19 protein-coding genes are annotated in these 22,708 nt (G+C 72.6%); 11 read left to right on the top strand and 8 right to left on the bottom strand.

The window, feature by feature from the left end; all coding sequences use genetic code 11:
• Window positions 1-4 precede the first annotated feature (4 nt).
• Window positions 5-1,201 carry a phosphoglycerate kinase gene (locus CR162_RS00480; protein WP_099093574.1) on the top strand — a complete coding sequence of 399 codons (1,197 nt, stop codon included), beginning with the start codon at window positions 5-7 and terminating at the stop codon, window positions 1,199-1,201.
• A gap of 185 nt (window positions 1,202-1,386) precedes the next feature.
• Window positions 1,387-2,820 (top strand): NAD-dependent succinate-semialdehyde dehydrogenase, encoded by a 1,434-nt coding sequence (locus CR162_RS00475; protein ID WP_099093573.1) that lies wholly within the window; start codon window positions 1,387-1,389, stop codon window positions 2,818-2,820.
• Window positions 2,821-2,901: 81 nt separating this feature from the next.
• Here the strand turns inward: CR162_RS00475 and CR162_RS00470 are convergent, their stop codons facing one another.
• Window positions 2,902-4,215: a hemolysin family protein gene (locus CR162_RS00470; protein ID WP_099093572.1), complete on the bottom strand. Its 1,314-nt coding sequence runs from the start codon at window positions 4,213-4,215 to the stop codon at window positions 2,902-2,904.
• Window positions 4,216-4,388: 173 nt separating this feature from the next.
• Here CR162_RS00470 and CR162_RS00465 point away from each other — a divergent pair, with 173 nt between their 5' ends.
• The gene (locus tag CR162_RS00465; protein WP_099093571.1) at window positions 4,389-6,059 is read left to right on the top strand and encodes a glycosyltransferase; all 1,671 of its coding nucleotides are present in this window, start codon (window positions 4,389-4,391) and stop codon (window positions 6,057-6,059) included.
• Here the strand turns inward: CR162_RS00465 and CR162_RS00460 are convergent.
• Window positions 6,056-7,339 carry an Hsp70 family protein gene (locus tag CR162_RS00460; protein ID WP_099093570.1) on the bottom strand — a complete coding sequence of 428 codons (1,284 nt, stop codon included), beginning with the start codon at window positions 7,337-7,339 and terminating at the stop codon, window positions 6,056-6,058. The genes CR162_RS00465 and CR162_RS00460 overlap by 4 nt on opposite strands.
• A gap of 184 nt (window positions 7,340-7,523) precedes the next feature.
• Here CR162_RS00460 and CR162_RS00455 point away from each other — a divergent pair, with 184 nt between their 5' ends.
• From CR162_RS00455 to CR162_RS00445, 3 genes are all read left to right on the top strand, one after another.
• Complete coding sequence (locus CR162_RS00455) at window positions 7,524-7,805, top strand: hypothetical protein (RefSeq protein ID WP_099093569.1); 282 nt, start codon at window positions 7,524-7,526, stop codon at window positions 7,803-7,805.
• A 131-nt stretch (window positions 7,806-7,936) separates the two neighbouring features.
• Entirely contained in the window at window positions 7,937-8,569 is a 633-nt protein-coding gene (locus CR162_RS00450) for a bifunctional 4-hydroxy-2-oxoglutarate aldolase/2-dehydro-3-deoxy-phosphogluconate aldolase (protein ID WP_099093568.1), read from the top strand.
• Complete coding sequence (locus tag CR162_RS00445) at window positions 8,566-9,510, top strand: sugar kinase (RefSeq protein WP_099093567.1); 945 nt, start codon at window positions 8,566-8,568, stop codon at window positions 9,508-9,510. The genes CR162_RS00450 and CR162_RS00445 overlap by 4 nt, the downstream gene beginning before the upstream one ends.
• A 48-nt stretch (window positions 9,511-9,558) precedes the next feature.
• Here CR162_RS00445 and CR162_RS00440 read toward each other — a convergent pair whose 3' ends face one another.
• From CR162_RS00440 to CR162_RS00430, 3 genes are read right to left on the bottom strand one after another with little or no spacing between them, the layout of a single operon-like run.
• Window positions 9,559-11,052, bottom strand: a complete 1,494-nt coding sequence (locus CR162_RS00440; protein WP_099093566.1) for a M81 family metallopeptidase — start codon at window positions 11,050-11,052, stop codon at window positions 9,559-9,561.
• 5 nt (window positions 11,053-11,057) lie between these two features.
• Window positions 11,058-12,311 (bottom strand): Zn-dependent hydrolase, encoded by a 1,254-nt coding sequence (locus CR162_RS00435; RefSeq protein ID WP_099093565.1) that lies wholly within the window; start codon window positions 12,309-12,311, stop codon window positions 11,058-11,060.
• On the bottom strand, window positions 12,308-13,597 hold the full coding sequence (locus tag CR162_RS00430; protein ID WP_099093564.1) for an ArgE/DapE family deacylase: 1,290 nt from the start codon (window positions 13,595-13,597) through the stop codon (window positions 12,308-12,310). The genes CR162_RS00435 and CR162_RS00430 overlap by 4 nt, the downstream gene beginning before the upstream one ends.
• A gap of 243 nt (window positions 13,598-13,840) precedes the next feature.
• Between CR162_RS00430 and CR162_RS00425 the strand changes: the two genes are divergently transcribed.
• Window positions 13,841-14,872 carry a histone deacetylase family protein gene (locus tag CR162_RS00425; protein ID WP_099093563.1) on the top strand — a complete coding sequence of 344 codons (1,032 nt, stop codon included), beginning with the start codon at window positions 13,841-13,843 and terminating at the stop codon, window positions 14,870-14,872.
• A gap of 49 nt (window positions 14,873-14,921) precedes the next feature.
• Window positions 14,922-16,442 (top strand): YifB family Mg chelatase-like AAA ATPase, encoded by a 1,521-nt coding sequence (locus CR162_RS00420; RefSeq protein WP_099093562.1) that lies wholly within the window; start codon window positions 14,922-14,924, stop codon window positions 16,440-16,442.
• Between the two features lie 9 nt (window positions 16,443-16,451).
• On the opposite strand, the gene CR162_RS21880 is transcribed toward CR162_RS00420, so the two are convergent.
• Window positions 16,452-16,856 carry a hypothetical protein gene (locus tag CR162_RS21880; RefSeq protein WP_141563050.1) on the bottom strand — a complete coding sequence of 135 codons (405 nt, stop codon included), beginning with the start codon at window positions 16,854-16,856 and terminating at the stop codon, window positions 16,452-16,454.
• Window positions 16,796-17,095, bottom strand: a complete 300-nt coding sequence (locus CR162_RS00410; protein ID WP_099093560.1) for a hypothetical protein — start codon at window positions 17,093-17,095, stop codon at window positions 16,796-16,798. Before CR162_RS00410 ends, CR162_RS21880 begins: the two co-directional genes overlap by 61 nt.
• A gap of 124 nt (window positions 17,096-17,219) precedes the next feature.
• On the opposite strand from CR162_RS00410, the gene CR162_RS00405 reads away from it, so the two are divergent.
• Complete coding sequence (locus tag CR162_RS00405; RefSeq protein ID WP_176559661.1) at window positions 17,220-17,513, top strand: hypothetical protein; 294 nt, start codon at window positions 17,220-17,222, stop codon at window positions 17,511-17,513.
• A 133-nt stretch (window positions 17,514-17,646) separates the two neighbouring features.
• Here the strand turns inward: CR162_RS00405 and fusA are convergent, their stop codons facing one another.
• The gene (gene fusA / locus CR162_RS00400) at window positions 17,647-19,740 is read right to left on the bottom strand and encodes an elongation factor G (protein ID WP_099093559.1); all 2,094 of its coding nucleotides are present in this window, start codon (window positions 19,738-19,740) and stop codon (window positions 17,647-17,649) included.
• 414 nt (window positions 19,741-20,154) lie between these two features.
• On the opposite strand from fusA, the gene CR162_RS00395 reads away from it, so the two are divergent.
• Window positions 20,155-21,465, top strand: coding sequence for a DUF1800 domain-containing protein (locus tag CR162_RS00395; protein WP_099093558.1), 1,311 nt, complete (start codon window positions 20,155-20,157; stop codon window positions 21,463-21,465).
• The gene (locus tag CR162_RS00390) at window positions 21,462-22,700 is read left to right on the top strand and encodes a DUF1501 domain-containing protein (RefSeq protein WP_176559659.1); all 1,239 of its coding nucleotides are present in this window, start codon (window positions 21,462-21,464) and stop codon (window positions 22,698-22,700) included. The genes CR162_RS00395 and CR162_RS00390 overlap by 4 nt, the downstream gene beginning before the upstream one ends.
• Window positions 22,701-22,708: the final 8 nt, after the last annotated feature.

Genomic DNA, 22,708 nt, shown 5'->3' with positions numbered 1-22,708 from the left:
GGCGATGGCCCGTTTCCGGACGCTCGATCAGCTCGACCCCGCCGGCAAGCGGGTCCTGCTGCGCGCCGACCTCAACGTGCCGGTGCGCGACGGCCAGATCACCGACCGCACGCGCATCGAGCGCCTCTCGCCCACCATCCGCGAACTGGCGGAGAAGGGCGCGCGCGTCATCGTGCTCAGCCACTTCGACCGGCCCAAGGGCAAGCGGGTGCCGGAGATGTCGCTGAAGCCGATGGCGGAGGCGCTTTCGGCGACCCTCGGCAAGCCTGTCGCCTTCGCCGATGACTGCATCGGTGCGACGGCCGAGCAGGCGGTCGCGGCGCTGAAGGATGGCGAGGTGCTGGTGCTGGAGAACACCCGCTACCACGCCGGCGAGGAGAAGAACGACCCGGCGATGGTGGAGGCGCTGGCGAAGCTCGGCGACGTCTTCGTCAACGACGCCTTCTCCGCCGCCCACCGCGCGCATGCCTCCACCGAGGGCGTGGCGCACAGGCTGCCTTCCTATGCCGGCCGGCTGATGCAGGCCGAACTGGAGGCGCTGGACGCGGCGCTCGGCACCCCGGCGCGCCCCGTGGTCGCCATCGTCGGCGGCGCCAAGGTCTCCACCAAGCTCGACCTGCTCGGCAACCTGTCGAAGAAGGTCGATGTGCTGGTGATCGGCGGCGCCATGGCGAACACCTTCCTCGCCGCCCAGGGCAAGTCCATGGGCAAGTCGCTGCAGGAAGCGGAGATGCACGAGACGGCGCTGCGCATCCTCGACGAGGCGAAGGCCGCCAATTGCGAGGTGCTGCTGCCGGAGGACCTCGTCGTTGCCGATGCCTTCGCCGCCAACGCGCCGCACCGCACCGTCACCACCGACAACGTGCCGGACGGCATGATGGCGCTCGATGTCGGCCCCGGCACCGTCGCCGCCGTGGAAGCCCGCCTCAAGCGCGCCTCCACCCTGGTGTGGAACGGCCCCTTCGGCGCCTTCGAGATCCCGCCCTTCGACACGGCCACGGTGCAGGTGGCGCAGGCCGCCGCGGCGCTGACCACCTCCGCCGGCCTCAAGACCATCGGCGGCGGCGGCGACACCGTCTCGGCGCTGCGCCATGCGGGCGTGTCCGAGCGGATGACCTATGTCTCCTCCGCCGGCGGCGCCTTCCTGGAGTGGCTGGAAGGCAAGACGCTGCCGGGCGTCGCGGTGCTTCAGGAAGGCTGAGGCCGGCCTTTGCGGCAGGACCTACGGGCCGGGGCGCAAGCTCCGGCCTTTTTCATGCGCGCAGGCCGGAGCCTGCTGCCTGATCATCCGATGAGTCGGTAAATCTCCCCGTCAAGGGGTGGCGCTTCCCGCGAGGCGGGTCCACATTCGCGCCAACTCTGAGCCGTTTGAGGAGACGCTATCTCATGTATCAGGACGTTCTGCTCCACATCGATGGCCAGTGGCGTGCCGCGACCGGCGGCCGCGCCATTCCCGTGCTGAACCCCGCCACCGAGGAGCAGATCGGCACTGTTCCGCACGCCAATGAGAGCGACCTCGACGAGGCGCTGGCCGCCGCCGAGCGCGGCTTCGCCGTGTGGAAGAAGGTCTCCGCCTTCGAGCGCTCGAAGCTGATGCGCAAGGCCGCCGACCTGCTGCGCTCGCGCGCCGACAACATCGCCAGGCTGATGACGCTGGAACAGGGCAAGCCGCTGCCCGAGGCGAAGATGGAGGTGATGGCGGGCGCCGACGTCATCGACTGGTTCGCCGAGGAAGCCCGCCGCGCCTATGGCCGCGTGATCCCGGCGCGTGCCGAGGGCGTGTACCAGCTCGTGGTGAAGGAGCCGGTCGGCCCCGTCGCGGCCTTCACGCCGTGGAACTTCCCGATCAACCAGGTGGTGCGCAAGCTGTCCGCGGCGCTGGCCACCGGCTGCTCGATCATCGTCAAGGCGCCGGAGGAGACGCCGGCCTCCCCGGCCGAGCTGATCCGCTGCTTCATCGATGCCGGGCTGCCGAAGGGCGTGGTCGGCCTCGTCTATGGCGTGCCGGCGGAGATCTCCTCCTATCTGATCCCGCACCCGACCATCAAGAAGGTGACCTTCACCGGCTCCACGCCGGTCGGCAAGCACCTGGCCGAGATGGCCGGCAAGTACATGAAGCGCGCGACGATGGAGCTGGGCGGCCACGCCCCCGCCATCGTGTTCGACGACGCCGATGTGGAGCATGCCAGCAAGACCCTCGCCGGCAGCAAGTTCCGCAACGCCGGCCAGGTCTGCGTCTCGCCGACGCGCTTCCTGGTGCAGGAGAAGGTGTTCGACCAGTTCGTCGACAAGTTCACCGCCTATGCCAAGTCGCTCAAGGTCGGCAACGGCCTGGAGGATGGCGTGCAGATGGGCCCGCTGGCCAATGACCGCCGCATCCCCGCCATGGAGGCGCTGGTGGCCGATGCCCGGCAGAAGGGCGCCGAGGTCCGCACGGGCGGCAACCGCATCGGCAACAAGGGCTATTTCTACGAGCCCACGGTCGTCACCGGCCTGACCCGCGAGATGCGCGCCATGAACGAGGAGCCGTTCGGGCCGCTCGCGCTGATGGTCCCCTTCAAGGACTTCGACGAGGTGGTGGAGGAGAGCAACCGCCTCCCCTTCGGCCTCGCGGCCTATGCCTTCACCCGCTCGGCCAAGACGGCGAACGCCATCGCCAGCCAGGTCGAGACCGGCATGATGACGATCAACCACCTGGGCCTTGCCCTGCCGGAAGTGCCCTTCGGCGGCATCAAGGACAGCGGCTACGGCTCGGAAGGTGGCTCGGAGGCGATCGAGGCCTATCTGAACACCAAGTTCGTCACCCAGGCCGGCCTCTGAGCCTGGCTGCCTCCCTCCGCCCGGTGGGCGGAGGGGTCTTCCGGGGCCCGCGCTTCCGCAAGGAGGCGCGGGCCTTTTCGCTTATGCGGCGGTGCCGCCGGTGCCGGTCGGGTCCTGGCTGACCAGCACCTTGTCCACGCGCCGCCCGTCCATGTCGACGATCTCGAAGCGCCAGCCGGCCCAGACGATGCGGTCGCCCTCGCGCGGCACGCGCTGCAGCAGCGCCAGCACCAGCCCGGCCACGGTGTGGTAGCTGCCCTCGCTCGGCAGGTTGGGCAGCGACAGGCGGGCGCGCAGCTCGTCGCTCGGCATCATGCCGTCCAGCAGCAGGCTGCCGTCATGCCGCTCCACCAGGCCGCCGGCCTGCGGCAGCGGCACCGGGCCCAGCTCGCCCACGATCGCCTCCAGCAGGTCGGACGCCGTGACCACGCCCTCGAAGCTGCCATACTCGTCCATCACCAGCGCGATGCCGAGCGGATCGGTGCGCAGGCGGGCGAGGCCGTCCAGGGCCGAAAGGCCGTCGGGCAGCACGGCGGGCTGGCGCAGCACCGCCTTCAGGTCCAGCGCGTCGCCGGCGAGAAGCTGGTCCAGCAGCTCCTTGGCCGCCACCACGCCGACCACGTTGTCGATCCGCCCATCCGCCACCACGAAGCGCGTCACGGTGCTGGCGCGCAGCCGGGTGGCCACCTCCTCGGGCTGGGCGTTGCGGTCGATCCACTCCACCTCGGTGCGCGGCGTCATCAGCGCGCGCACCGGCTTGTCGGCCAGCCGCAGCACGCGCTCGATCATGTGGTGCTCCTCGGTTTCCAGCGCGCCGGCCTCGGCGCCCTCGGCCACGGCGGCGCGCACCTCCTCTTCCGTGATGGTCGCGGAAACCGGCTTGCCGGCACCGAGCAGCCCCAGCACCAGGGCCGAGGAGCGGGACAGCAGCCACACCATGGGGGCGGCGATGCGGGACAGCAGGGACATGGGCTGGGCCACCATCACCGCCACCGCCTCCGGGTTGCGGAGCGCCAGCTGCTTCGGCACCAGCTCGCCCAGGATCAGCGAGAGATAGGTGATGCCGAGCACCACGAGGCCGAGCGCGAGCTCGCCGGCATAGCTTTCCAGCCCCGGGATCTGCGCCAGCACCCCGCTCAGGCGCTGCGCCAGCCCCTGGCCCGCGAAGGCGCCGGCCAGCACGCCGACAAGGGTGATGCCCACCTGCACCGTGGGCAGGAAGCGCTGCGGGTCCTCGGCCAGCGCCAGCGCCGCCGTGGCGCCCGCCCGCCCGCCGCGCTGCATGCCCAGCAGCCGCACCCGGCGCGAGGAGACGATGGCGAGTTCGCTCATGGCGAAGACGCCGTTCAACAAAACCAGCAGCAGGATCACTGCGATCTCGATGGCGACATCCATGGCCGGGCGGTCTCCGTTCCTGAAGGGGGGCAACGGGGGTTTAGTCGCTGGAAGCGGCGGGGTCACGCCTTCAGGCCCCATTCCTGCCATCAAGACGCCGATCCGCCGCCGCAGGGCACCCGCATAGGAGGAGTCATCGCGCGACGCGCAACGTCGTCTGGATTCGCAACGCCATGAATGCACGCGCCCACCGCCCGGTTCCGGGCACCGCCTGCGTCTCCGCCGCCACGCCGCTGGGCGCGCGGCCGGAACGGGGCCAATCCGCTGCCTTCCGGCTGCTGCTGCCCCTGCTCGCGCTGGGCCAGGGCGGGGCGTGGCTGGCGGCGGGCGGCACGGCGTCGGCCGGCTGGGCTGCGGCCGCGGCGCTCGGCGGGCTGCTTGGCGGCGCCTGGGCGCTGGCCGGCGGCGCGGCGCTGCGCTGGCCCGGCGTGCTGATGACCGCCCTGGTGGCGCAGGCCCTGGCGGGCGGGCTGGCGGTGCTGCTGCGGCAGGGCGTGGCCGCGCATCCAAGCTGGCTGGCGCTGCTGGTTCCGCTGCTGCCGCTGGCCGTGCTGCTGCTGCGCGAGACCCGCCTGCTGGCCGATGCGCTGTTCACCCGCGCCTTCCACCGCCGCCGCGTGGCGCTGGACCATCCCGGGGCGCCGCAGCCGCGCGTGTCCGTGCACCTGCCGGCGCAGGACGTGCCCGCCGCCACGCTGCGCGACACGCTGGACCACCTGGCCGAGCTGGATTACGGCGCGCTGGAGGTGCTGGTGCTGGACAGCAGCCACAGCCCCGAGACCTGGGAGCCGGTGGCCGAGCATTGCGCCCGGCTCGGCCCGCGCTTCCGCTTCTTCCATCTCGGCGCTGGCCAGCGTGCGGCGGCGCGCAACTTCGCCCTGCGCGAGATGGCGCCCGATGCGGCGCTGGTCGCCACACTGGAGCCCGGCTGCCGCGTGAAGCCGGACTGGCTGCGCCGCGCCGTGCCCTTCTTCCACGACCAGGGCCTGGGCTTCGTGCAGGCCACCGCCTGCGCGCCGGGGCGGGGAGCCTCCCGCGCGGAGCGGCTGGCCCATGCCGCCGATGCCTCGCGCTGGCCGCGCGTGCAGCGCGCCCGCAACGAGCACCGCGCCGTGCCGCTGCGCCCGGCCCTCGCCCTGATCCGCCGGGATGCGCTGGACATGGCCGGCGGCTGGGACGAGGCGGCGCCCTGCCCGCCCGCCGAGCTTGGCCTGCGCCTGCTGGCCCAGGGCTGGGACGGGCTGGAACTGGCCGATGGCCTGGCCGCCGGCCACGTCCCCGCCGCGCCGCAGGCGGGGGTGGCGGGGCTGCTGCACGGGCTGCGGCGGCATGGCACCGCCCTGCTGCATCCCTGCCACCGGGGCCTGTCGGCCGCCCAGCGCCGCCACCTGCTGGCCGAGCCTTCCGCCTTCGCCGCCGACGCGCTCTGGCTGGCCCTGGCGGTGCTGGCCCTGCCCTGGACCCTGGCGCTCGCCGCGGCCCGCGCGACGGAGATGGCGCCCGTCCTGCCCTTCCTGCTGCCCGCGCTGGGGCTGCCGCTGTTCCGCCTGGCGCAGGCCGCGCTGCTGGCGCCCGCCGGGTACCGCGCCCTCGCCGCCACCGCCGCGCTGGCGGCGATGCCGGAGCGGGGCGCCGCGCTGGCGCCGCTGAGGGAGGCCGGCAAGCCCCACCGGCTGGTCAGCCTGCTGCTGGCGCTGCTGGGCGGCGCGGCCGGCAGCCTCGTGCTGGGCGGCGGGGCGGCGCTCGGCTGGGCCGGCGTGCTGCTGCTGCTGGCGCTGCCCTGCGCGGCGGCCCTGGCGTTGCGGAGCCACCCGGCCCCCGCCACGGGCGAATGGGGCGGCTAGGCCGGCACCCGCTCGGCGCCGATCAGCGCCAGCCCCTCGGCGACCGAGACGAACTCGCCGCCATGCGCCACCCGCTCCCCGCCGAAGCGTACCTCGAACAGCCGCCGCACCGCCGGCACCAGCGAGGTGCCGCCGGTCAGGAAGACCCGGTCCACCGCATCGGCCGCCACCCCCGCCTCGGCCAGCGCCTGGTCCACCGCGCCGCCGAACCGGGCCAGCTCGGGCGCGATCCAGGCCTCGAAATCCGCCCGCCGCACCGTCTCCTCCAGGGCGAAGCCGCCGTGGCGGAAGCGCAGCACCGCCTCCTCCGCGCCCGAGAGCGCCGCCTTCACCCCGGACACCGCCTGGTAGAGCGCGTAGCCCGCCTCGTCCTCCACCAGCCGGATCAGGTGGTGCAGCTGCTCCGGGTGGTCGGCGGCGCGCGCCACCTCGCCGATCTCGCGCAGCGTGCGCGGCGCCCGCATCAGCGAGAGCCGGTGCCAGCGCGCGAAGCTGGTGTAGAAGCTGGGCGGCACCGGCAGGGCCGTGCCCATCACGCGGTAAGTGCCGCCCTTGCCCAGCCGGGGCGAGACCACGTTGTCGATGATCCGGTAGTCGAAGGCGTCGCCCGCGATGCCGACGCCCGCATGGCCGAGCGCGGTGACCCGCCGGCGCGCGCCGGGCTCCTCGAAGCGCAGCAGCGAGAAGTCGCTGGTGCCGCCGCCGAAATCGCCCACCAGCACATGCGCCGCCCCTTCCAGCCCGGCGGCGAAGCGGTGGCCCGCCGCTTCCGGCTCCAGCGCGAAGTCGAGCGCCTCCCAGCCGGCGCCGGCGAAGGCGGCGCGCAGCCGGCGCTCGGCCAGAGCGTCATCCGCCTGCTCGCCCACGAAACGCACCGGCCGCCCCGCCACCACCCGCGCCCCCGCGAGCGAGGCCCCGTCGGCCGCATGACCAGCCAGCGCGCGCAGGAACAGCGAGATCAGCTCCTCCAGCCCGTAGCCGCGCCCGAAGACGCGCGTCTCGGTGAAGCTGCGGCTGGCGAGGTAGCTCTTCATCGACATGATCAGCCGGCTGCCCAGCGGATCGTCCAGATAGGCCTCGATGGCGTGAGGCCCGGCGGCGTGCCGGAGCTTCCCCCGCGAGGGCCCGGTCTCCTCAGCCCAGAAGCAGAGCAGCGAGCGGAAGGTGTCCACCACCCTGCCCCCCACGGCGTAGCGCACGGTGCTGACCCGCCCCTCCTCGTCGCGCAGGGCGATGACGCTGTTCGTCGTGCCGAAATCGATGCCGATGATGCCGGACATGGTACGGACCCGGGCGGCTGGAGGGGAAGGGCCGGGCGTTAGAGCAGATCGGAATGGGCGGGGGAATGACCTTTCGGCCCGAAGGAGCGGCGGGAACAGGCCGCGTTGTCTTTTTCTTGACTATGTATATTTTTTGAGATGGCGTAGCGTTCACCATCCGTTAGCAATCAGCCGAGAGATCCCCATGGAGCCCGAAGCCGTCACGCCGCTGCCCTTCCCGCAATCGCCTGAGGACCGGCTGCGCCTCGCCCTCCGCCGCCTGGAAGCGGCCCTGGCCGAGCAGGCCGCCGCCGTGGCCGGGTTCCGCGCGGGCCTCGCCTCCTTGCGCGAGGCGACTGGCGGCCTCTCCGTCCAGGTCAGCCGCTACCACGAGGCGCTGGGGGAAACTGCCGAGAAGCTCCGGCACGCGCATGGCGCGGCGCGGGCGCTGGAAAGGACGGCCGAGGCGCTCGCTTCCCGCGCCTGAGAAAGCCCGGCGCCGTGGCCATAGCCGGCAAAACGCCGCCACCCGCTTCACGGCCCTGCCCCGCCCGGCTAGCCTTGCCGCCCTCGCGCGGATGCCACGCCGCCGCCGCGCCCGCCGTGAAGGAGGCATCCATGGCCCCGCATCCGTTGATCGACACCTTCCGCGCCGCCCGCATCGTGCCCGTCCTGCGCACCGGCACCGCCGCCCATGCGGCCACCGCGGCGCAATGGCTGCGCGAGGCCGGCATCACCATCTTCGAGATCACGCTCACCACGCCGGACGCGCTTTCCATCATCCGCGAGCTGGCGGCGGAGCCGGGCCTATTGGTCGGCGCCGGCACGGTGCCGAATGCCGCCGCGGCCGAGGCCTGCCTCCAGGCGGGCGCGCGCTTCCTGGTCTCGCCCTGGGTGGACCCTTCCCTGGCCGCCCCCGCCCGCGAGGCCGGCGCCTGCCTGATGATGGGCGCGCTGACGCCCACCGAGGTGCGCGCCGCCCGCGCCGCCGGGGCCGACGTGGTCAAGATCTTCCCCGCCAGTTCGGCCGGCGGGCCCGCCCACATCAAGGCGCTGCGCTCAGTGTTTCCGGGCGTCGATTTCTGCCCCACGGGCGGCGTCGATGCGCGCAACGCGGGCGAGTACATCGCGGCCGGCGCCGCCTTTGTCGGCATCGGCGGCAAGCTGGTGGATGAGCGGGCGATCGCCGCCGGCAACCGCGAGGCGGTGCAGGCGGCGGCGCGCGAGGCGCTCGGGATCATGCAGGCATGAGCGCGCCGGAAGCCGCTCCTCCCGAGATCCTCTGCCTGGGCGAGCCGATGCTGGAGTTCAACCAGCTCCCGCCCGACGAGAAGGGCCGCGCCCTCTATCTGGAAGGCCATGGCGGGGACACCTCCAACGCCGCCATCGCCGCCGCCCGCGCGGGGGCTCGGGCGGGCTACATCACCGCCATCGGCCGGGATGCGCCCGGCGACAGCTTCATGGCGCTGTGGCGGCGCGAGGGGGTGGACGCCGGCACGGTGATCCGCCGCGGGGACGCGCCCACCGGCATCTACTTCGTCAAGCACGGGCCGGACGGGCACGAATTCACCTTCTACCGCGCCGGCAGCGCCGCCAGCCGCATGACGCCGGAGGAGATGCCGGAGCAGGCCATCCGGCGCGCGAAGGTGCTGCACCTGTCCGGCATCAGCCAGGCCATCTCCACCAGCGCGGCGGATGCCTGCTTCCGCGCCATGGAGATCGCCCGCGAGGCCGGCGTGACGGTCTCCTACGACACCAACCTGCGCCGCGCGCTGTGGCCCATGCCGCGCGCCGCCGCCACCATCCACGCGGCGCTGCGCATGGCCGACCTCGCCTTCCCCAGCCAGGACGACGCCACCGCCCTCACCGGCCTCACCGAGCCCGACGCCATCATCGACTTCTATCTGGAGCTGGTGCCGCGCGTGATCCTGAAGCTCGGCAAGGCGGGCGCGGTGGTGGCCACGCGGGAGGGACGCACCGCCCTGCCCGGCCGCCAGGTCAAGGCCGTGGACGCGACCGGCGCGGGAGACACCTTCGCCGGGAACTTCCTCGCCCGCTTCGTGGCGGGGGATTCCCTGGAGGACGCGGCGCGCTACGCCAACGCGGCCGCCGCCCTGGCCACCACGGGATATGGCGCGGTGGCGCCGATGCCGAAGGCGGAGGCGGTCAGGGGCTTTCTGGAAGAGAAGTAAAAAGGCTGGGGAAGGAATTCCCCGGACCCCTTCTTTTTTTCTGTCAGTTCACGCGTTCGCGCCGTGGGGGCGGGTGCGCAGGCCCTCGCGCAGGTTCTGGAAGGGCAGCGAGGACGGGTCGGCCACCACCGGGCCGGGCGCCGCCACCACGATCACCCGCTCCGCCAGCGGCTGGAAGTCGGCGCGGAAATGCACGCTGCTCTTCACCGCCACGATCTTCTCCGCCGCCGGCTCCACGCCCAGGTGCCGGAACAGCGCCTGGTCATGCGCCTGCATCTTGCGGCTGACCAGCACCACCTTCACCCGGCCGATGCCGAGCAGCGCCGAAGGGCCGAGATCGGCGATGTTGCCGCCCGTCATCGGGCCGGTGCAGGTGAAGCGGCCATCGGACAGGCGCAGCACCTTTCCCGTCACCTCCAGCGGCGCGCCATCCGACTTGCCGCCGAGCCTCAGCGTCACCTCGGCGCCCTCGCCCGCCGCGTGGCAGGCGGCGGCGCTCTCGGCATCGTTGATCAGGCCCAGCACGGCATCGGCATCCTGCCGCACCAGCTCGGCCAGCAGGCCAGTGGTGTCGCCATGGCCGCCGCCGCCGGGGTTGTCCTGCGTGTCGGCCAGGATGACGGGCCTGCCGGGGCCAGTTGCGGCAACGGCGATGGCCTCCGCCACCCCTTCCGCCACGGGCGAGACGCCGCCCGCGAACAGGGGCTCCCGCGCCACCAGCTCGGCCAGCAGCGCGTCGGCGGCGGCATCGGCGGCGTTCTGGTCCTCGGCATAGCAGGCGAGCGCCACGCCGCAATCGGGGAAGTCGGCATAGGGGAAGCCGAAGCAGAAGCCGAGCTCCACCACGCCCGCCCTCTCGGCCAGGGTGGCGCGGAGGTCCATCACCCCCTTCATCGGCTCCACCAGCGTGCATTGCGCCGTCAGCGAGATCCAGTAGTCGAGCTGGCGGAAGGCCCGCGCATAGGGCGCCCCGCGCGCGATGCGGGCGCCCAGCAGCTCCATGGCCCGCGCGCCGGCCTGCTTCATGTCCACATGCGGATAGGTGCGGAACGGCACCAGCACATCGGCCATCCGCACCATGCGCCCGGTCAGGTTGCAATGCGGGTCGAGGCTGGCGGCGACGGGCACGTCCGGCCCCACCACGGCGCGCACGCGGCGCAGCAGCTCGCCCTCCGCATCCGGGTATTCCTCGGCCACCATGGCGCCGTGCAGGTCGAGATAGACGCCATCCAGCGGCGCCTCCTGCAGGGCGGCGGTGAGGTCCGCCACGATGCAGGCGGCGATGCGCTCGAAGGCGCCCGCGCGCACCGGGCCGGCCGGGTTGGCGAAGGCCCAGGCGAGCGGCACCAGCATGTCGCCACGCGCCTCGCCCACCGCGATGGCGCCGGCGGCGGGCACCGCGCTCGGCCGCAGCGTGTCGATCATCGCGGCGCCGCGCTGGAAGGGCGGGAAGCCGCCGGGATGGAGGAAATCCTCCCATTCCGTCGAGCGCGGCGCGAAGGAATGGCTCTCGTGCAGGAAGCCGCCGATGGCGATGCGCATGGGGTTCATTCTCCTGTGGCGCGGCCGGCGGTGGCCAGCACCGCGTCGGCGAGCACGACCAGCCCGGCCTCCGCCCATTCGGGCGTGATGGCCTCGGCCTCGTTGTGGCTGATGCCCCCCTCGCAGGGGACGAAGATCATCGCCGTCGGCACGCGGCGCGCGACATAGACGGCGTCATGCCCGATGCCCGTGGGCATCACGCGATAGGCCAGGCCGCGCCCCTCGGCGGCGCGGCGCAGCGCATCCACCAGCGCGGGGTCGAAAGGCGTCAGCGGGAACTCCCAGAAGGGTTCCACCGCGATCTCCACGCCGCGCGCGGCGGCCAGGGCCTCGGCGCGCGCTTCCAGCGCCTCGCCCATCCGCGCCAGGGCCCGCGGGTCGCCATGGCGGAAATCGACACTGAACCAGACCCGGCTCGGCACCACGTTGCGGCTGTCCGGCGTCACGGTGAGGCGGCCCACCGTGCCGCGCCCATCCGCGCCCGCCTCACGCGCGATCTCCTCCACCGCCTGGACGAGGATGGCGGCGGCCACCATCGCGTCCCGCCGCGGCCCCATGGCCGAGCCGGCATGCGCGTCCTCGCCGGTGACGGTGACGTCGAACCAGAGCTGCGCGAGCGCGCGGTCCACCACGCCCACCGGGATGCCGTCCGCCTCCAGCAGCGGGCCCTGCTCGATATGCAGCTCGAAATAGGCACCGAGGGATTGCAGCGCGGCGGGCTCCGCCTCGCCCTGCCAGCCGATGCGGCGCAGCTCCTCGCCGAACACGGCGCCGGCCGGGTCGGTCTTGGCGAGAACCTCCGCCTCGTCGAACAGCCCCATGGCCACGCCGCTGCCCATCATGGGCGGCGCGAAGCGGGCGCCCTCCTCGTTGGTCCAGTTGACCAGGACGATGGGGGCCTCGGTCTCGATGCCCGCCTCGTGCAGGGCGCGCAGCACCTCGAGCCCCGCCAGCACGCCCAGCACGCCGTCGAACTTGCCGCCCGTGGGCTGGGTGTCGAGATGGCTGCCCATGGCGACGGCCGGGCGCGAGGGGTCCCGCCCCTCCCGCCGCAGCACCATGTTGCCGACGCGGTCCACGCTGACGGTGCAGCCGATCTCCGCGGCCCAGCGGCGCAGCAGGGCGCGGCCCTCGCCATCGAGGTCGGTCAGCGTCTGCCGGTTGCAGCCGCCCTTCGCCGTGGCGCCGATCCTGGCCATCTCCATCAGGCTGTCCCAGAGGCGGGCGCCGGAGACGGGGAGGTTGCCGGCGGCGCTCATGCCTTTTCCACCCCGCACCACTCGGCCATGGTCAGGGCGATGGTGCGCGTGGTGGCGTGGAAGCTGTCCAGCCCGACGCTCTCGTCGATGCCGTGGATGGAATCCGCGTCCGGCCCGAAGCAGGCCACCGGCGTGTCCTGGTAGATCTGGAAGAAGCGGCCATCGGTCAGGCCCGAGGCCGGATAGTCGCGCAGCTCGCGGCCATTCGCCTCGGCGAAGTGGCGCTGCACCATCCGCACGATGGGCGCTTCCTTGTCGAACACGCAGGGGTCGGCCATGAAGCCGGCGAATTCCAGCTCCACTCGGGTGCCGCGCAGCCGCTCATCCGCCGCCGCCTCGGCCACCAGCCGCTCGATGTCGGCCTTCACCTTCTTCGCCGTGTTGCCGACCATGATGCCGACGCGCAGGCCGATCTTGGTGCGGGTGGGGACGGAGCTGTTCCACTCGCCGCCCTGCACCGTGCCGAAATTGACGTTCACCGGGTGGTTCACGCCGAAGAAGGAGGAATGGATGTTCTCCGCCCGGTTCATCTCCGACTCATAGGCCTTGAAGCGCTGGGAGATGACATAGGCCGCCTCGATGGCGTTCACCCCCGCCTGCATGTCCCGCACATGCACGGGGCGGCCCGTCACCGTCACCCAGGCCCAGATCACGCCGACCTCGGCGGTGTAGAGCCCCTCCACGCCCGGGCCGGGCTCGGGGATGATCACGGCATCGCATTTCGGCAGGGCCAGCATGCAGGCCAGGGCGCCGTTGCCGGTGCATTCCTCCTCGATGACGGAATGGAACTGCACCTCCGCCGCCGGCTGCAGCCCGGCAAGCTGGAGGGCGCGGAAGGCCATGACGTTGGAGATGTCGCCCGCCTTCATGTCGCCCGCGCCGCGGCCATACATCCGACCGTCGCGGATGGAGGGCTCGTAGGGGGGCGTCGCCCAGATGTCGGCCGCGCCCTCCGGCACCACGTCCACATGGCCCTGCAGCACCAGGGAGCGGCCCTTGCGCTCGCGCGGCTTGAACACGGCGGCCACGTTGTCGCGCCCCGCATAGGAGATCAGCGGCGGCGAGAAGCCGGGATGGCTCGCCAGCCGCTCCGGCACGGTGGGGATGCGGATCGGGTCGAGGCCGAGGGACTGGTAGTTGCGCGCCATCTCGTCCAGCGCGGAAGCCTCGTTGCCCAGGGTGGAGGGACAGCGCACCAGCCGCTCCAGCGCCGCCACCGCCTCCCCTTCCAGCGCCTGGACGGCATCGAGGATGGCGCGGCGGATGCCGGAATCGAGTGTCGACATGATCGGTCCTTCAGGCGGATTCGGAATGCGGCCGGGAGTCCACTCCCGTCCGGGGATGCTGTCCAGCAGGAGACAGGCGTATTCCTGCCCGGGCGCGGCAGACACTCGCAGCGCGCGGCCCCGCCGCCCGCCGGCGCCGCGCCGCGTAACCGCGATGCGATCATGGGACTGAGCCCCACCCGCCGGAGGGGCGCGGTGCCGGGCGGATCGACAAGGGCGCGGAGCAGGCCTAGCCTTTCCGCCATGCGCTGCTTCGCCCACCCCGACCAATCCCGGCACACGCCGCAATTCTTCCTCCAGCGCGGCCAGGTCCGCCGGCACTTCGAGGTGCCGGAGCGGGCCGAGGCCCTGCTCGCCGCGCTGAAGGCCATGGGCGCCTCGCCCGAGATGGCGCCCACCGTGCCGCGCGAGGCCCTGCTCGCGGTGCACGACGCGGGCTACGTTGCCTTTCTCGCCGAGGCCGCCGAGGCCTGGGCCGCCCTGCCCGAGAAGGGCCCCGAGGTGGTGGCCAACATGCACCCCGCGCCGGAGATGCTGGCGCAGGGCGCCACCATGGCGAGCGGCATCGTCGGGCGCGCGGGCTGGTACACCGCCGACACCGCCTGCCCGATCGGCCCCGGCAGCTGGGAATCGATCCTCGGCGCGGCGAGCTGCGCGCTGGCGGCGGCCGAGGTGGCGGCGGGCGGCGGCACCGCCTATGCCCTGAGCCGCCCGCCCGGCCACCATGCCTATGCCGCCCGGGCCGGCGGCCACTGCTACGTCAACAACAGTGCCCTGGCCGCCGAGCGGCTCCGCCAGGCGGGTGCGAAGCGCGTCGCCGTCATCGACATCGACGCCCATCACGGCAACGGCACCCAGGGTATCTTCTGGGAGCGCGGTGACGTGCTGACCATCTCCGTGCATGGCGACCCGGCGGGATACTACCCTTGGTATGTCGGCTATGTCGGCGAGACGGGGGGCGGCGCGGGTGCCGGCTGCAACCTGAACCTGCCCCTGCCCCAAGGCAGCGGCGACGATGCGTGGCTGGAGGCGATCTCAGCCGCCGCCGGGCGCGCCCGCGACTTCGGCGCCGAGGCGCTGGTGGTGCCCCTCGGCTTCGACGCCTCGGAGGAGGAGCCGCTGAGCTATCTGCGCATCACCGCCGATGGCTTCGCCCGCGCGGGCGAGCACCTGGCCGGCCTCGGCCTGCCCACCGTCATGGTGCAGGAGGGCGGCTACAACACGCAGCGGATCGGCGACCTGTTGCAGCGCTTCCTCACCGGCTGGGGACACTGAAGAACCAAAAAGTTGAAGACAGCCGGGGCAGCCTCTATCCTTCTGCCTCATGAGCATCGCCCGCCTTGCCAGCTTCGCCTTTTCCGGCATCGAGACGCTGCCGGTGGAGGTGCAGGTGCAGATCGCGCCCGGCCTGCCCGCCTTCATCCTGGTCGGCCTGCCGGACAAGGCGGTGGCCGAGAGCCGGGAGCGGGTGCGCGCGGCCCTCACCGGGCTGGGGCTGGCCCTGCCGCCCCGGCGGGTGCTGGTGAACATGGCGCCCGCCGGCCTGCAGAAGGAGGGCAGCCATTTCGACCTACCCATCGCGCTCGCGCTGCTGGCGGCGATGGATGTGGTGCCGCGCGAGGAGCTGGCGGGCTTCGCGGCGCTGGGTGAGCTGGCGCTGGATGGCGCCATCGGGCCTGTGGCCGGCATCCTGCCCGCGGCGCTGGGGGCGGCGGGCCGTGGCCTCGGGCTGATCTGCCCCGGCGCGCAGGGGCCGGAGGCCGCCTGGGCCGGCTCCGTCGAGATCCTGGCGGCGGGGGATTTGCGGCAGCTCATCGCGCATCTGACGGGCCGGCAGCTTCTTTCCCCGCCCACCCCGCCGCCACTGGAGCGGAGCGCGCCACCGGGCCCCTGCCTGTCCGAGGTGAAGGGCCAGGAAAGCGCCAAGCGCGCGCTGGAGATCGCCGCCGCCGGCCAGCACAACCTCCTGCTCGCCGGGCCACCGGGCGCGGGGAAGTCCATGCTCGCCGCCCGCCTGCCAGGCCTGCTACCCGATCTCACGCCGGCCGAGGCACTGGAAGTCAGCCTCGTCCGCAGCGTGGCCGGGCTGATCGAGGGCGGCCGCATCTCCGCCCGTCCCCCCTACCGCGACCCGCACCACTCGGCGAGCCAGGCCGCGCTCATCGGCGGGGGGCCACGGGCGCGGCCGGGAGAGATCAGCCTCGCCCACCGTGGCGTGCTGTTCCTGGACGAGCTGCCAGAATTCCCCCGCCCGGCGCTGGAGGCGCTGCGCCAGCCGCTGGAAACGGGGGAATGCGTGATCAGCCGCGCGGCGGCGCATGTGCGCTACCCGGCGCGCATCCAGCTCGTGGCGGCGATGAATCCCTGCCGCTGCGGGCATCTCGGCGATGCCGGCCGGGAATGCGGGCAGGCGCCACGCTGCGGCGAGCAGTACCAGGCCAAGCTGTCCGGCCCGCTGCTGGACCGCATGGACCTCACCATCGGCATGGCGCCGATCCCACCGGGGAAGCTGGCCCGCGCTCCGGCGGGCGAGACGAGCCGGGTCATCGCCGCGCGGGTGGCGGCGGCACGGCAGCGCCAGGCGGCGCGCTTCGGCCCGCAGGGGCCGCGCAGCAATGCGGAAGCGCCGCTGGAGATGCTGACCACGCTGGCGGAGCCGGACGCGATGGCACTGGCCGAGCAGGCCGCGCTGCGGCTGGGCCTGTCCAACCGCGGCTTCACGCGCTGCCTGCGGGTGGCGCGCAGCATCGCCGATCTGGCCGAGGCGGCGCGGATCGGGCGGCCGCACATGGCTGAGGCGCTGACCTACCGGCAGCGCCTGCGGCATCCCCAGCCGGCGGATTGAAGCCCCCGGCTAAAGCCCGAACCGGCGGGGCCGCGCGGCGTGCCACCGCCGCGCCGCGCGCTGGCGGCGCCAATCGAGAAGCGGCGCCACGGCGAGCAGCGGCACGGTCAGCATCACCAGCAGGCCCATCAGCGCGCCCGCCCGCATGCCGAGCATGATGTAGCTGCCGGCGGCGGCGCCCATGCTGGCCACATTGGCGGCAACGGCGCCCATCCACCACAGGCGGACGGCCTGCACCCGCTCCGCCGCTTTGGGCAGGCCGGGTTTTTCCTCGGTATAGACACGGCCATCCTCCCGGACCTCGTAGAGCCGGTCCGGGTTGATGGCGAAGGGGGGCGGCGCGCGTTCCGTTGTCAGCGCCGCATCATGACGGCGGACATGCGGAAGCTCCGGCCGTTGCGCCGGGCCCGCCACCAGAGGCTGCCGAAGGCAACGAGGCCTGCCACCAGCGCCACCGGTAGGGCCAGGGCGAAAAACGCCACGGCGATACCGGCCACGACGATGCCGAGCGCCACGATGGCCACCAGCGCCGCGGCGCCGCCAAGGCGCATCAGCAGGCGGTCGAGCCAGGTGGCCGGGCGCGGTGCCGGGCCGCGGAACTCGCCCTCCGGCGTCATGTCGAGAACAGGGCGATCTTGGAAGCGCGGGTCCATGCCGGAAATGTTGCCCCAACGCGCCTCCGGTTCAAGACCTTTCCGTTTTGTCATGTTGAAATCGGCACCGGGCGGCCAGCCATGCTATGCAGCGCGCATGACCCATCGCTGGCGATACGGGGCCATGCTGTCCCTTCTCCTGCTCGGACTGACTCCCACGGCCCAGGCCGAGCCGCCGCGCCGGGCGAGCGCCGCGCAGCTCGAGGCCATCCGGCGCTGGCTCTGCCCGAATGGCGGTGCCCCGGTGAAGGGCGTGCCGGGCCGCTGCGACCGCGCCATGGACCGCGCCCCCGGCGGCGGCCCCTGGGATGCGGGGCTGGCACCGGCGCGGCGCGACGCCGGCATGGCCTGCCCCGAGGGCACCAGGGCCGTGCTGGCCCGCGGCCACCGCGACATCATCCGCTGCCTGCCGAGCTGAAGCCGGTCCTGCCACAACGGCATGCGGAAACGCGAACGGCGCGGGCGGTGGAACCGCCCGCGCCGTCCGGATGATCCGCGGCTCCAGGGAGCCCGGTGCGGCCCCGCCTGGAGGCGGGGCCGCGTTCCTGTCCTCAGGCGGACTGCTTCATGATCTCGTCGGCCACGTTGCGCGGCACGGGATCGTAGTGGTGGAACTGCATCGAGAAGGAGGCACGGCCCTTGGTCATGCCGCGCAGGTTGGAGATGTAGCCGAACATCTCCTTCAGCGGCACATGGGCGCGGACGATGACGGAGGTGCCCGCCATGTCCTGGCTCTGGATCACGCCACGGCGGCGGTTGAGGTCGCCCACCACGTCACCGACATGGTCCTGCGGGGTGGTCACCTCGACGTCCATGATCGGCTCCAGGATCACCGGGCCGGCCAGCTTCATGCCCTCGCGGAAGCAGGCCTTGGCGGCGATCTCGAAAGCCAGCGCCGAAGAGTCGACGTCGTGGTACTTGCCGTCCGTCAGGGTGTACTTGAAGTCCACCGTGGGGAAGCCGGCCAGCACGCCGGTGTCGGCCTGGACCTTGATGCCCTTCTCGACCGCCGGGATGTACTCCTTCGGCACCGTGCCGCCGACCACGGCGTTGACGAACTCGATGCCCTCGTTCCGCTCCTTCGGCTCGAAGGTGATCTTCACCTCGGCGAACTGGCCGGAACCGCCCGACTGCTTCTTGTGGGTATAGGTGTGGGTGTAGGCCTTGGTGATCGTCTCGCGATAGGCCACCTGCGGCGCGCCGATGTTGGCGTCCACGCCATACTCGCGCTTCAGGCGGTCGATGATGATCTCGAGATGCAGCTCGCCCATGCCGGACAGGATGGTCTGGCCGGTTTCCTGGTCGGTCTTCAGGCGCAGCGAGGGGTCCTCGCCGGCCAGCTTCTGCAGGCCGAGGGTCATCTTCTCGACGCCGTCCTTGGTCTTGGGCTCGACGGAGATGTCGATGACCGGAACCGGGAAGGCCATGCGCTCGAGCACGACGGGGTCCGCCGGGTCGGCCAGGGTGTCGCCCGTCAGGGTGTCCTTCAGGCCCACGATGGCGACGATGTCGCCGGCGTAGACTTCCTTCACTTCCTCACGCTTGTCGGCATGCATCTGGAACATGCGGCCGATGCGTTCCTTGTTGCCCTTGGCGGTGTTCAGGACGGTGTCGCCCTGGCGCACCACGCCGGCATAGACGCGGATGAAGGTCAGGTTGCCGTACTTGTCGTTGATCATCTTGAAGGCGAGCGCGGAGAAGGGCGCGGTCTCGCTCACCTCGATGATGCGGCGCGGGGTGTCGTCATCCTGGCCCTCCTCGGGGGCGACCATGATGCCCTCGACTTCCACCGGGCTCGGCAGGTAGTCGCAGACGGCGTCCAGCAGCGGCTGCACGCCCTTGTTCTTGAACGAGGAGCCGCAGACGACCGGACGGAAGGTGCCGGCGATCGTGCCCTTCTTGATGCACTTCTTCAGGGTCTCGACCGAGACGTCGCCCTTGTCGAAATACTCCTCCATCGCCGCGTCATCGACCGAGAGCGCGGTGTCGAGCAGCAACTGGCGGTACTCGGCGGCCTTGTCCTGCAGGTCGTCGGGGATCGGGGCCTCGTGGTACTTGGCGCCCAGCTCGTCGCCTTCCCAGATCAGGGCCTTCATCTCGACCAGGTCGACGATGCCCTTCAGGCCGTCCTCGATGCCGATCGGCAGCTGCAGCGCGACCCAGTTGATGCCGAGCTTCTCGGTCAGGGTCGCGGCGGCGCGGTAGAAGTCGGCGCCCGTACGGTCCAGCTTGTTGATGTAGATGATGCGCGGCACGTTGTAGCGGTCGGCCAGGCGCCAGTTGGTCTCGGACTGCGGCTGCACACCGGCCACGCCCTCGATCACGAACACCGCGCCGTCGAGCACGCGCAGCGAGCGGTTCACCTCGATGTTGAAATCGATGTGGCCGGGCGTGTCGATGACGTTGATCCGGTGGCCCTTCCACTCGGCCGTCACGGCGGCGGAGGTGATCGTGATGCCACGCTCACGCTCCTGCTCCATGTAGTCGGTCGTGGTGTTGCCCTCGTGGACCTCACCGATCTTGTGGGACTTGCCGGTGTAATACAGGATCCGCTCGGTCGTCGTCGTCTTGCCGGCGTCGATGTGCGCCGTGATGCCGATGTTGCGGATCTTGTCGAGCGGGGTGCGCGCCACGGGGGCCTCCATACGCATCGCGGCGCCAGCCGCGCGGAAAAATGACGCGGCTGGCTGCCGCGTGAAACACATACGCGGCCTGCGCCGCGTGGGAAAGAAACACACGCAACGGGCACGGCCTTCCCTCCGCGCCCTCGCCTGAAACTGCATTTGCCGGTCCGGGGACCGCAGAAGTCTTTGCGGCGGCGTCGGCGGGCGGATCCATGACCCTGAGCCCACTTCAGCCGCAGGGCCGCAGGGCCTGCCGGATCCGAGGGCGCGGCCAAACCGCCGGGCGATTCACCGTACCCACCGTCGCGGCGCAGATGCACCGGATCGGGGTCCATTGCAAGCGGTAAGATAGGGAGCCCACGCGACGCCGCAAAGGGCGGAGGGGTCACCCTTTGTTGCATCCGCGGCCGCCACGGAATGCTAGGCTGCCTGCCGATGGACACCCGCAGCATCCATGCCGCGATCCGCTTCGGCCTTGGCACCCGGCCGGACCAGCCGCCGCCCGCGGACCCCCTTCCCTGGCTGCGCGCGCAGATCACCGGCCCGGCGCCGCCGCTCCTGCCGCCCGCGAAAGGCGGCACGCATCCGAGCCTCGACGAATGCTTCGAGACCTGGCTGGAGGATGAGCGCGAGCCGCTGCCGGAGAACCGCAACATGCACCGGCGCGCCCTGCACCTGCAGGAGCGGGAAGCGCTCTTCGCCGAGGCGATCCTGACGCCCGCCCCCTTCCGCGAGCGGCTCGTCTGGTTCTGGGCCAATCACTTCACCGTCAGCCGCCGCAGCAACGCGGTGACCCCCCTCGCGGGCGATCATCTGCGCAGCGCCATTCGCCCGCATGTGACGGGCTCCTTCGCCGACATGCTGCTTGCCGCGGTGCGGCACCCGGCCATGCTCTACTACCTGGACCAGGACCGCTCCATCGGCCCCAACAGCCCCCTGGGGAAGCGGGCGCGGCGCGGGCTGAACGAGAACCTCGCGCGCGAGATCCTGGAGCTGCACACCCTCTCGCCCGCCGCCGGCTATGCCCAGGAGGACGTCACCCAGTTCGCCGCGCTGCTCAGCGGGCTGTCCGTCATCCGGACGCGCCCGCCCTTCGGCACCGAGTTCCGCGCCGGCGCGCATGAGCCGGGACCCAAGACCATTCTCGGCCGCCAATTCGGCGAGGGCGAGGCGGCGATCGAGGAGGCCTTTCGCTGGCTCGCCGCGCATGAGGCGACGCACCGCCACCTGGCCCTGAAGCTGGCGCAACATTTCGTGGCCGACACGCCGCCGCCCGCCGCGACGCGGCGCCTCTTCGGCGTGCTGCGGGACACGGGCGGCGATCTCGGCGCGGTGTCCCTGGCCTTGCTGGACCTGCCGGAAGCCTGGGCGCCGCCGCTCGGCAAGCTGCGCACCCCGCAGGATTTCAGCATCGCCGCCCACAGGGCGCTCGGCGCGGGGGTGGAGGCGGGGCGGGCCGCCCTGGCCATGGCCGACGCGCTCGGGCAGCCGCTCTGGTTCGCGCCCGCGCCCGCCGGCTGGCCCGACACAGCCGCCGAGTGGTCCAGTCCGGAGGGCATCCTCCAGCGGCTCGACCGCGCCTACCAGCTCGCCGGCCGCCATTCGCGGCTCGACCCGGTGGCGGTGCTGGAGGCAACCCTTGGCCCCCTGGCACGGGCCGAGACCGTGACCGCCATCCGCCGCGCCGGCTCCCCGCGCGACGGCCTGACCCTTCTGCTCGGCAGCCCGGAGTTCCAGCGCCGATGAACCGGAACGCCCCCCGCCTTTTCCATCCCCACCTCCCCCACATCGGCCGGCGCGGCCTGCTGCTGGGCTTTTCCGCCCTGATGGCGGCCGGGCAGGCCCGGCTGGCCGTGGCCGGCACCAGCCTGCCAGGAAGCCTGCCCGGGACCGGGGAGGCCCGGCTGGTCATCGTGCTGCTGCGCGGCGCGCTGGACGGGCTGGCCTCGGTGCCCGCCTATGGCGACCCGGACTTCGCCGCGCTGCGCGGCGGGCTGGCCTTGCCGGAACCCGGCCAGGAGGGCGGGCTGCTCGATCTCGGCGGCTTCTTCGGCCTGCACCCCGCGCTGAGCCGGCTGCACGGCTTCTACATGGCGGGCGAGGCGCTGATCCTGCAGGCGGCGGCCGGCCCCTACCGCACGCGCAGCCATTTCGACGCGCAGGACATGCTGGAAAGCGGCGGCCCCGAGCGCCTCGCCTCCGGCTGGCTGAACCGCGCGCTGGCGGGGCTGGATGAGGCGGCTTCGGCCGAGGCCAGCCGCCGCGCCGTGGCCGTGGGCGCGGACATGCCGCTGCTGCTGCGGGGCCCGAGTCAGGTCGGCATGTACCAGGCGGCCGGCGGCGGCCGGCCCCACCCCGACCTGTATGCCCGGCTGGCTGAGCTGGCCCATGACGACCCGGTGCTGGGCCCGGTCGTGGCGGAGGGCCTGCGGGGCCGCCGCTATGCCGAAAGCCGGCTGGGGGAGGAGCGCCGGCGGAACGGCTTCTCGGAACTGGCCGCCGCCGCCGGCACCCTGCTCGCCGCTCCGGACGGGCCGCGCGTGGCGGCGCTGGAGCTGGGCGGGTGGGACACCCATGCCGAGCAGAACGCCAGGCTTCGCGGGCCGCTCGGCCATCTCGACGCCGGGCTGGGCGCGCTGCGGGACAGCCTGGGAGAGGCGTGGCGGCACACCGCCGTGCTGGTGATGACGGAGTTCGGCCGCACCGTGCGGGTGAACGGCAATGCCGGGACCGACCACGGCACGGGCGGGGCCGCCTTTCTGCTGGGCGGCGCCGTGGCGGGGGGGCGGGTGATGGCGGACTGGCCCGGCCTCGGCGCCGGCAGGCTCCTTGAGAACCGCGACCTGCAGCCGACGCTGGATCTGCGCCGTGTCGCCAAGGGCTTGCTGCGCGACCACCTGTGCCTGCCCGGAACGGCCCTGGAGGCCGCCTTCCCCGGCAGCGCCGACGCGGCGCCCCTGGCCGGGCTGCTGCGCGGCTGAGGAGGGCC

This window comes from Teichococcus rhizosphaerae (assembly GCF_002631185.1).
Lineage (GTDB): Bacteria > Pseudomonadota > Alphaproteobacteria > Acetobacterales > Acetobacteraceae > Pseudoroseomonas > Pseudoroseomonas rhizosphaerae.
This window is presented reverse-complemented; position numbering and strand designations above follow the sequence as displayed.

Coding starts and splice junctions, on each gene's coding strand:
- fusA (WP_099093559.1), bottom strand. CDS start 19,740: ATGGAGGCCCCCGTGGCGCGCACCCCGCTCGACAAGATCCGCAACATC.
- CR162_RS00390 (WP_176559659.1), top strand. CDS start 21,462: ATGAACCGGAACGCCCCCCGCCTTTTCCATCCCCACCTCCCCCACATC.
- CR162_RS00450 (WP_099093568.1), top strand. CDS start 7,937: ATGGCCCCGCATCCGTTGATCGACACCTTCCGCGCCGCCCGCATCGTG.
- CR162_RS00425 (WP_099093563.1), top strand. CDS start 13,841: ATGCGCTGCTTCGCCCACCCCGACCAATCCCGGCACACGCCGCAATTC.
- CR162_RS00465 (WP_099093571.1), top strand. CDS start 4,389: ATGAATGCACGCGCCCACCGCCCGGTTCCGGGCACCGCCTGCGTCTCC.
- CR162_RS00440 (WP_099093566.1), bottom strand. CDS start 11,052: ATGCGCATCGCCATCGGCGGCTTCCTGCACGAGAGCCATTCCTTCGCG.
- CR162_RS00410 (WP_099093560.1), bottom strand. CDS start 17,095: ATGGACCCGCGCTTCCAAGATCGCCCTGTTCTCGACATGACGCCGGAG.
- CR162_RS00475 (WP_099093573.1), top strand. CDS start 1,387: ATGTATCAGGACGTTCTGCTCCACATCGATGGCCAGTGGCGTGCCGCG.
- CR162_RS00445 (WP_099093567.1), top strand. CDS start 8,566: ATGAGCGCGCCGGAAGCCGCTCCTCCCGAGATCCTCTGCCTGGGCGAG.
- CR162_RS00470 (WP_099093572.1), bottom strand. CDS start 4,215: ATGGATGTCGCCATCGAGATCGCAGTGATCCTGCTGCTGGTTTTGTTG.
- CR162_RS00480 (WP_099093574.1), top strand. CDS start 5: ATGGCCCGTTTCCGGACGCTCGATCAGCTCGACCCCGCCGGCAAGCGG.
- CR162_RS00420 (WP_099093562.1), top strand. CDS start 14,922: ATGAGCATCGCCCGCCTTGCCAGCTTCGCCTTTTCCGGCATCGAGACG.
- CR162_RS00455 (WP_099093569.1), top strand. CDS start 7,524: ATGGAGCCCGAAGCCGTCACGCCGCTGCCCTTCCCGCAATCGCCTGAG.
- CR162_RS00395 (WP_099093558.1), top strand. CDS start 20,155: ATGGACACCCGCAGCATCCATGCCGCGATCCGCTTCGGCCTTGGCACC.
- CR162_RS00460 (WP_099093570.1), bottom strand. CDS start 7,339: ATGTCCGGCATCATCGGCATCGATTTCGGCACGACGAACAGCGTCATC.
- CR162_RS00430 (WP_099093564.1), bottom strand. CDS start 13,597: ATGTCGACACTCGATTCCGGCATCCGCCGCGCCATCCTCGATGCCGTC.
- CR162_RS00405 (WP_176559661.1), top strand. CDS start 17,220: ATGCTGTCCCTTCTCCTGCTCGGACTGACTCCCACGGCCCAGGCCGAG.
- CR162_RS00435 (WP_099093565.1), bottom strand. CDS start 12,311: ATGAGCGCCGCCGGCAACCTCCCCGTCTCCGGCGCCCGCCTCTGGGAC.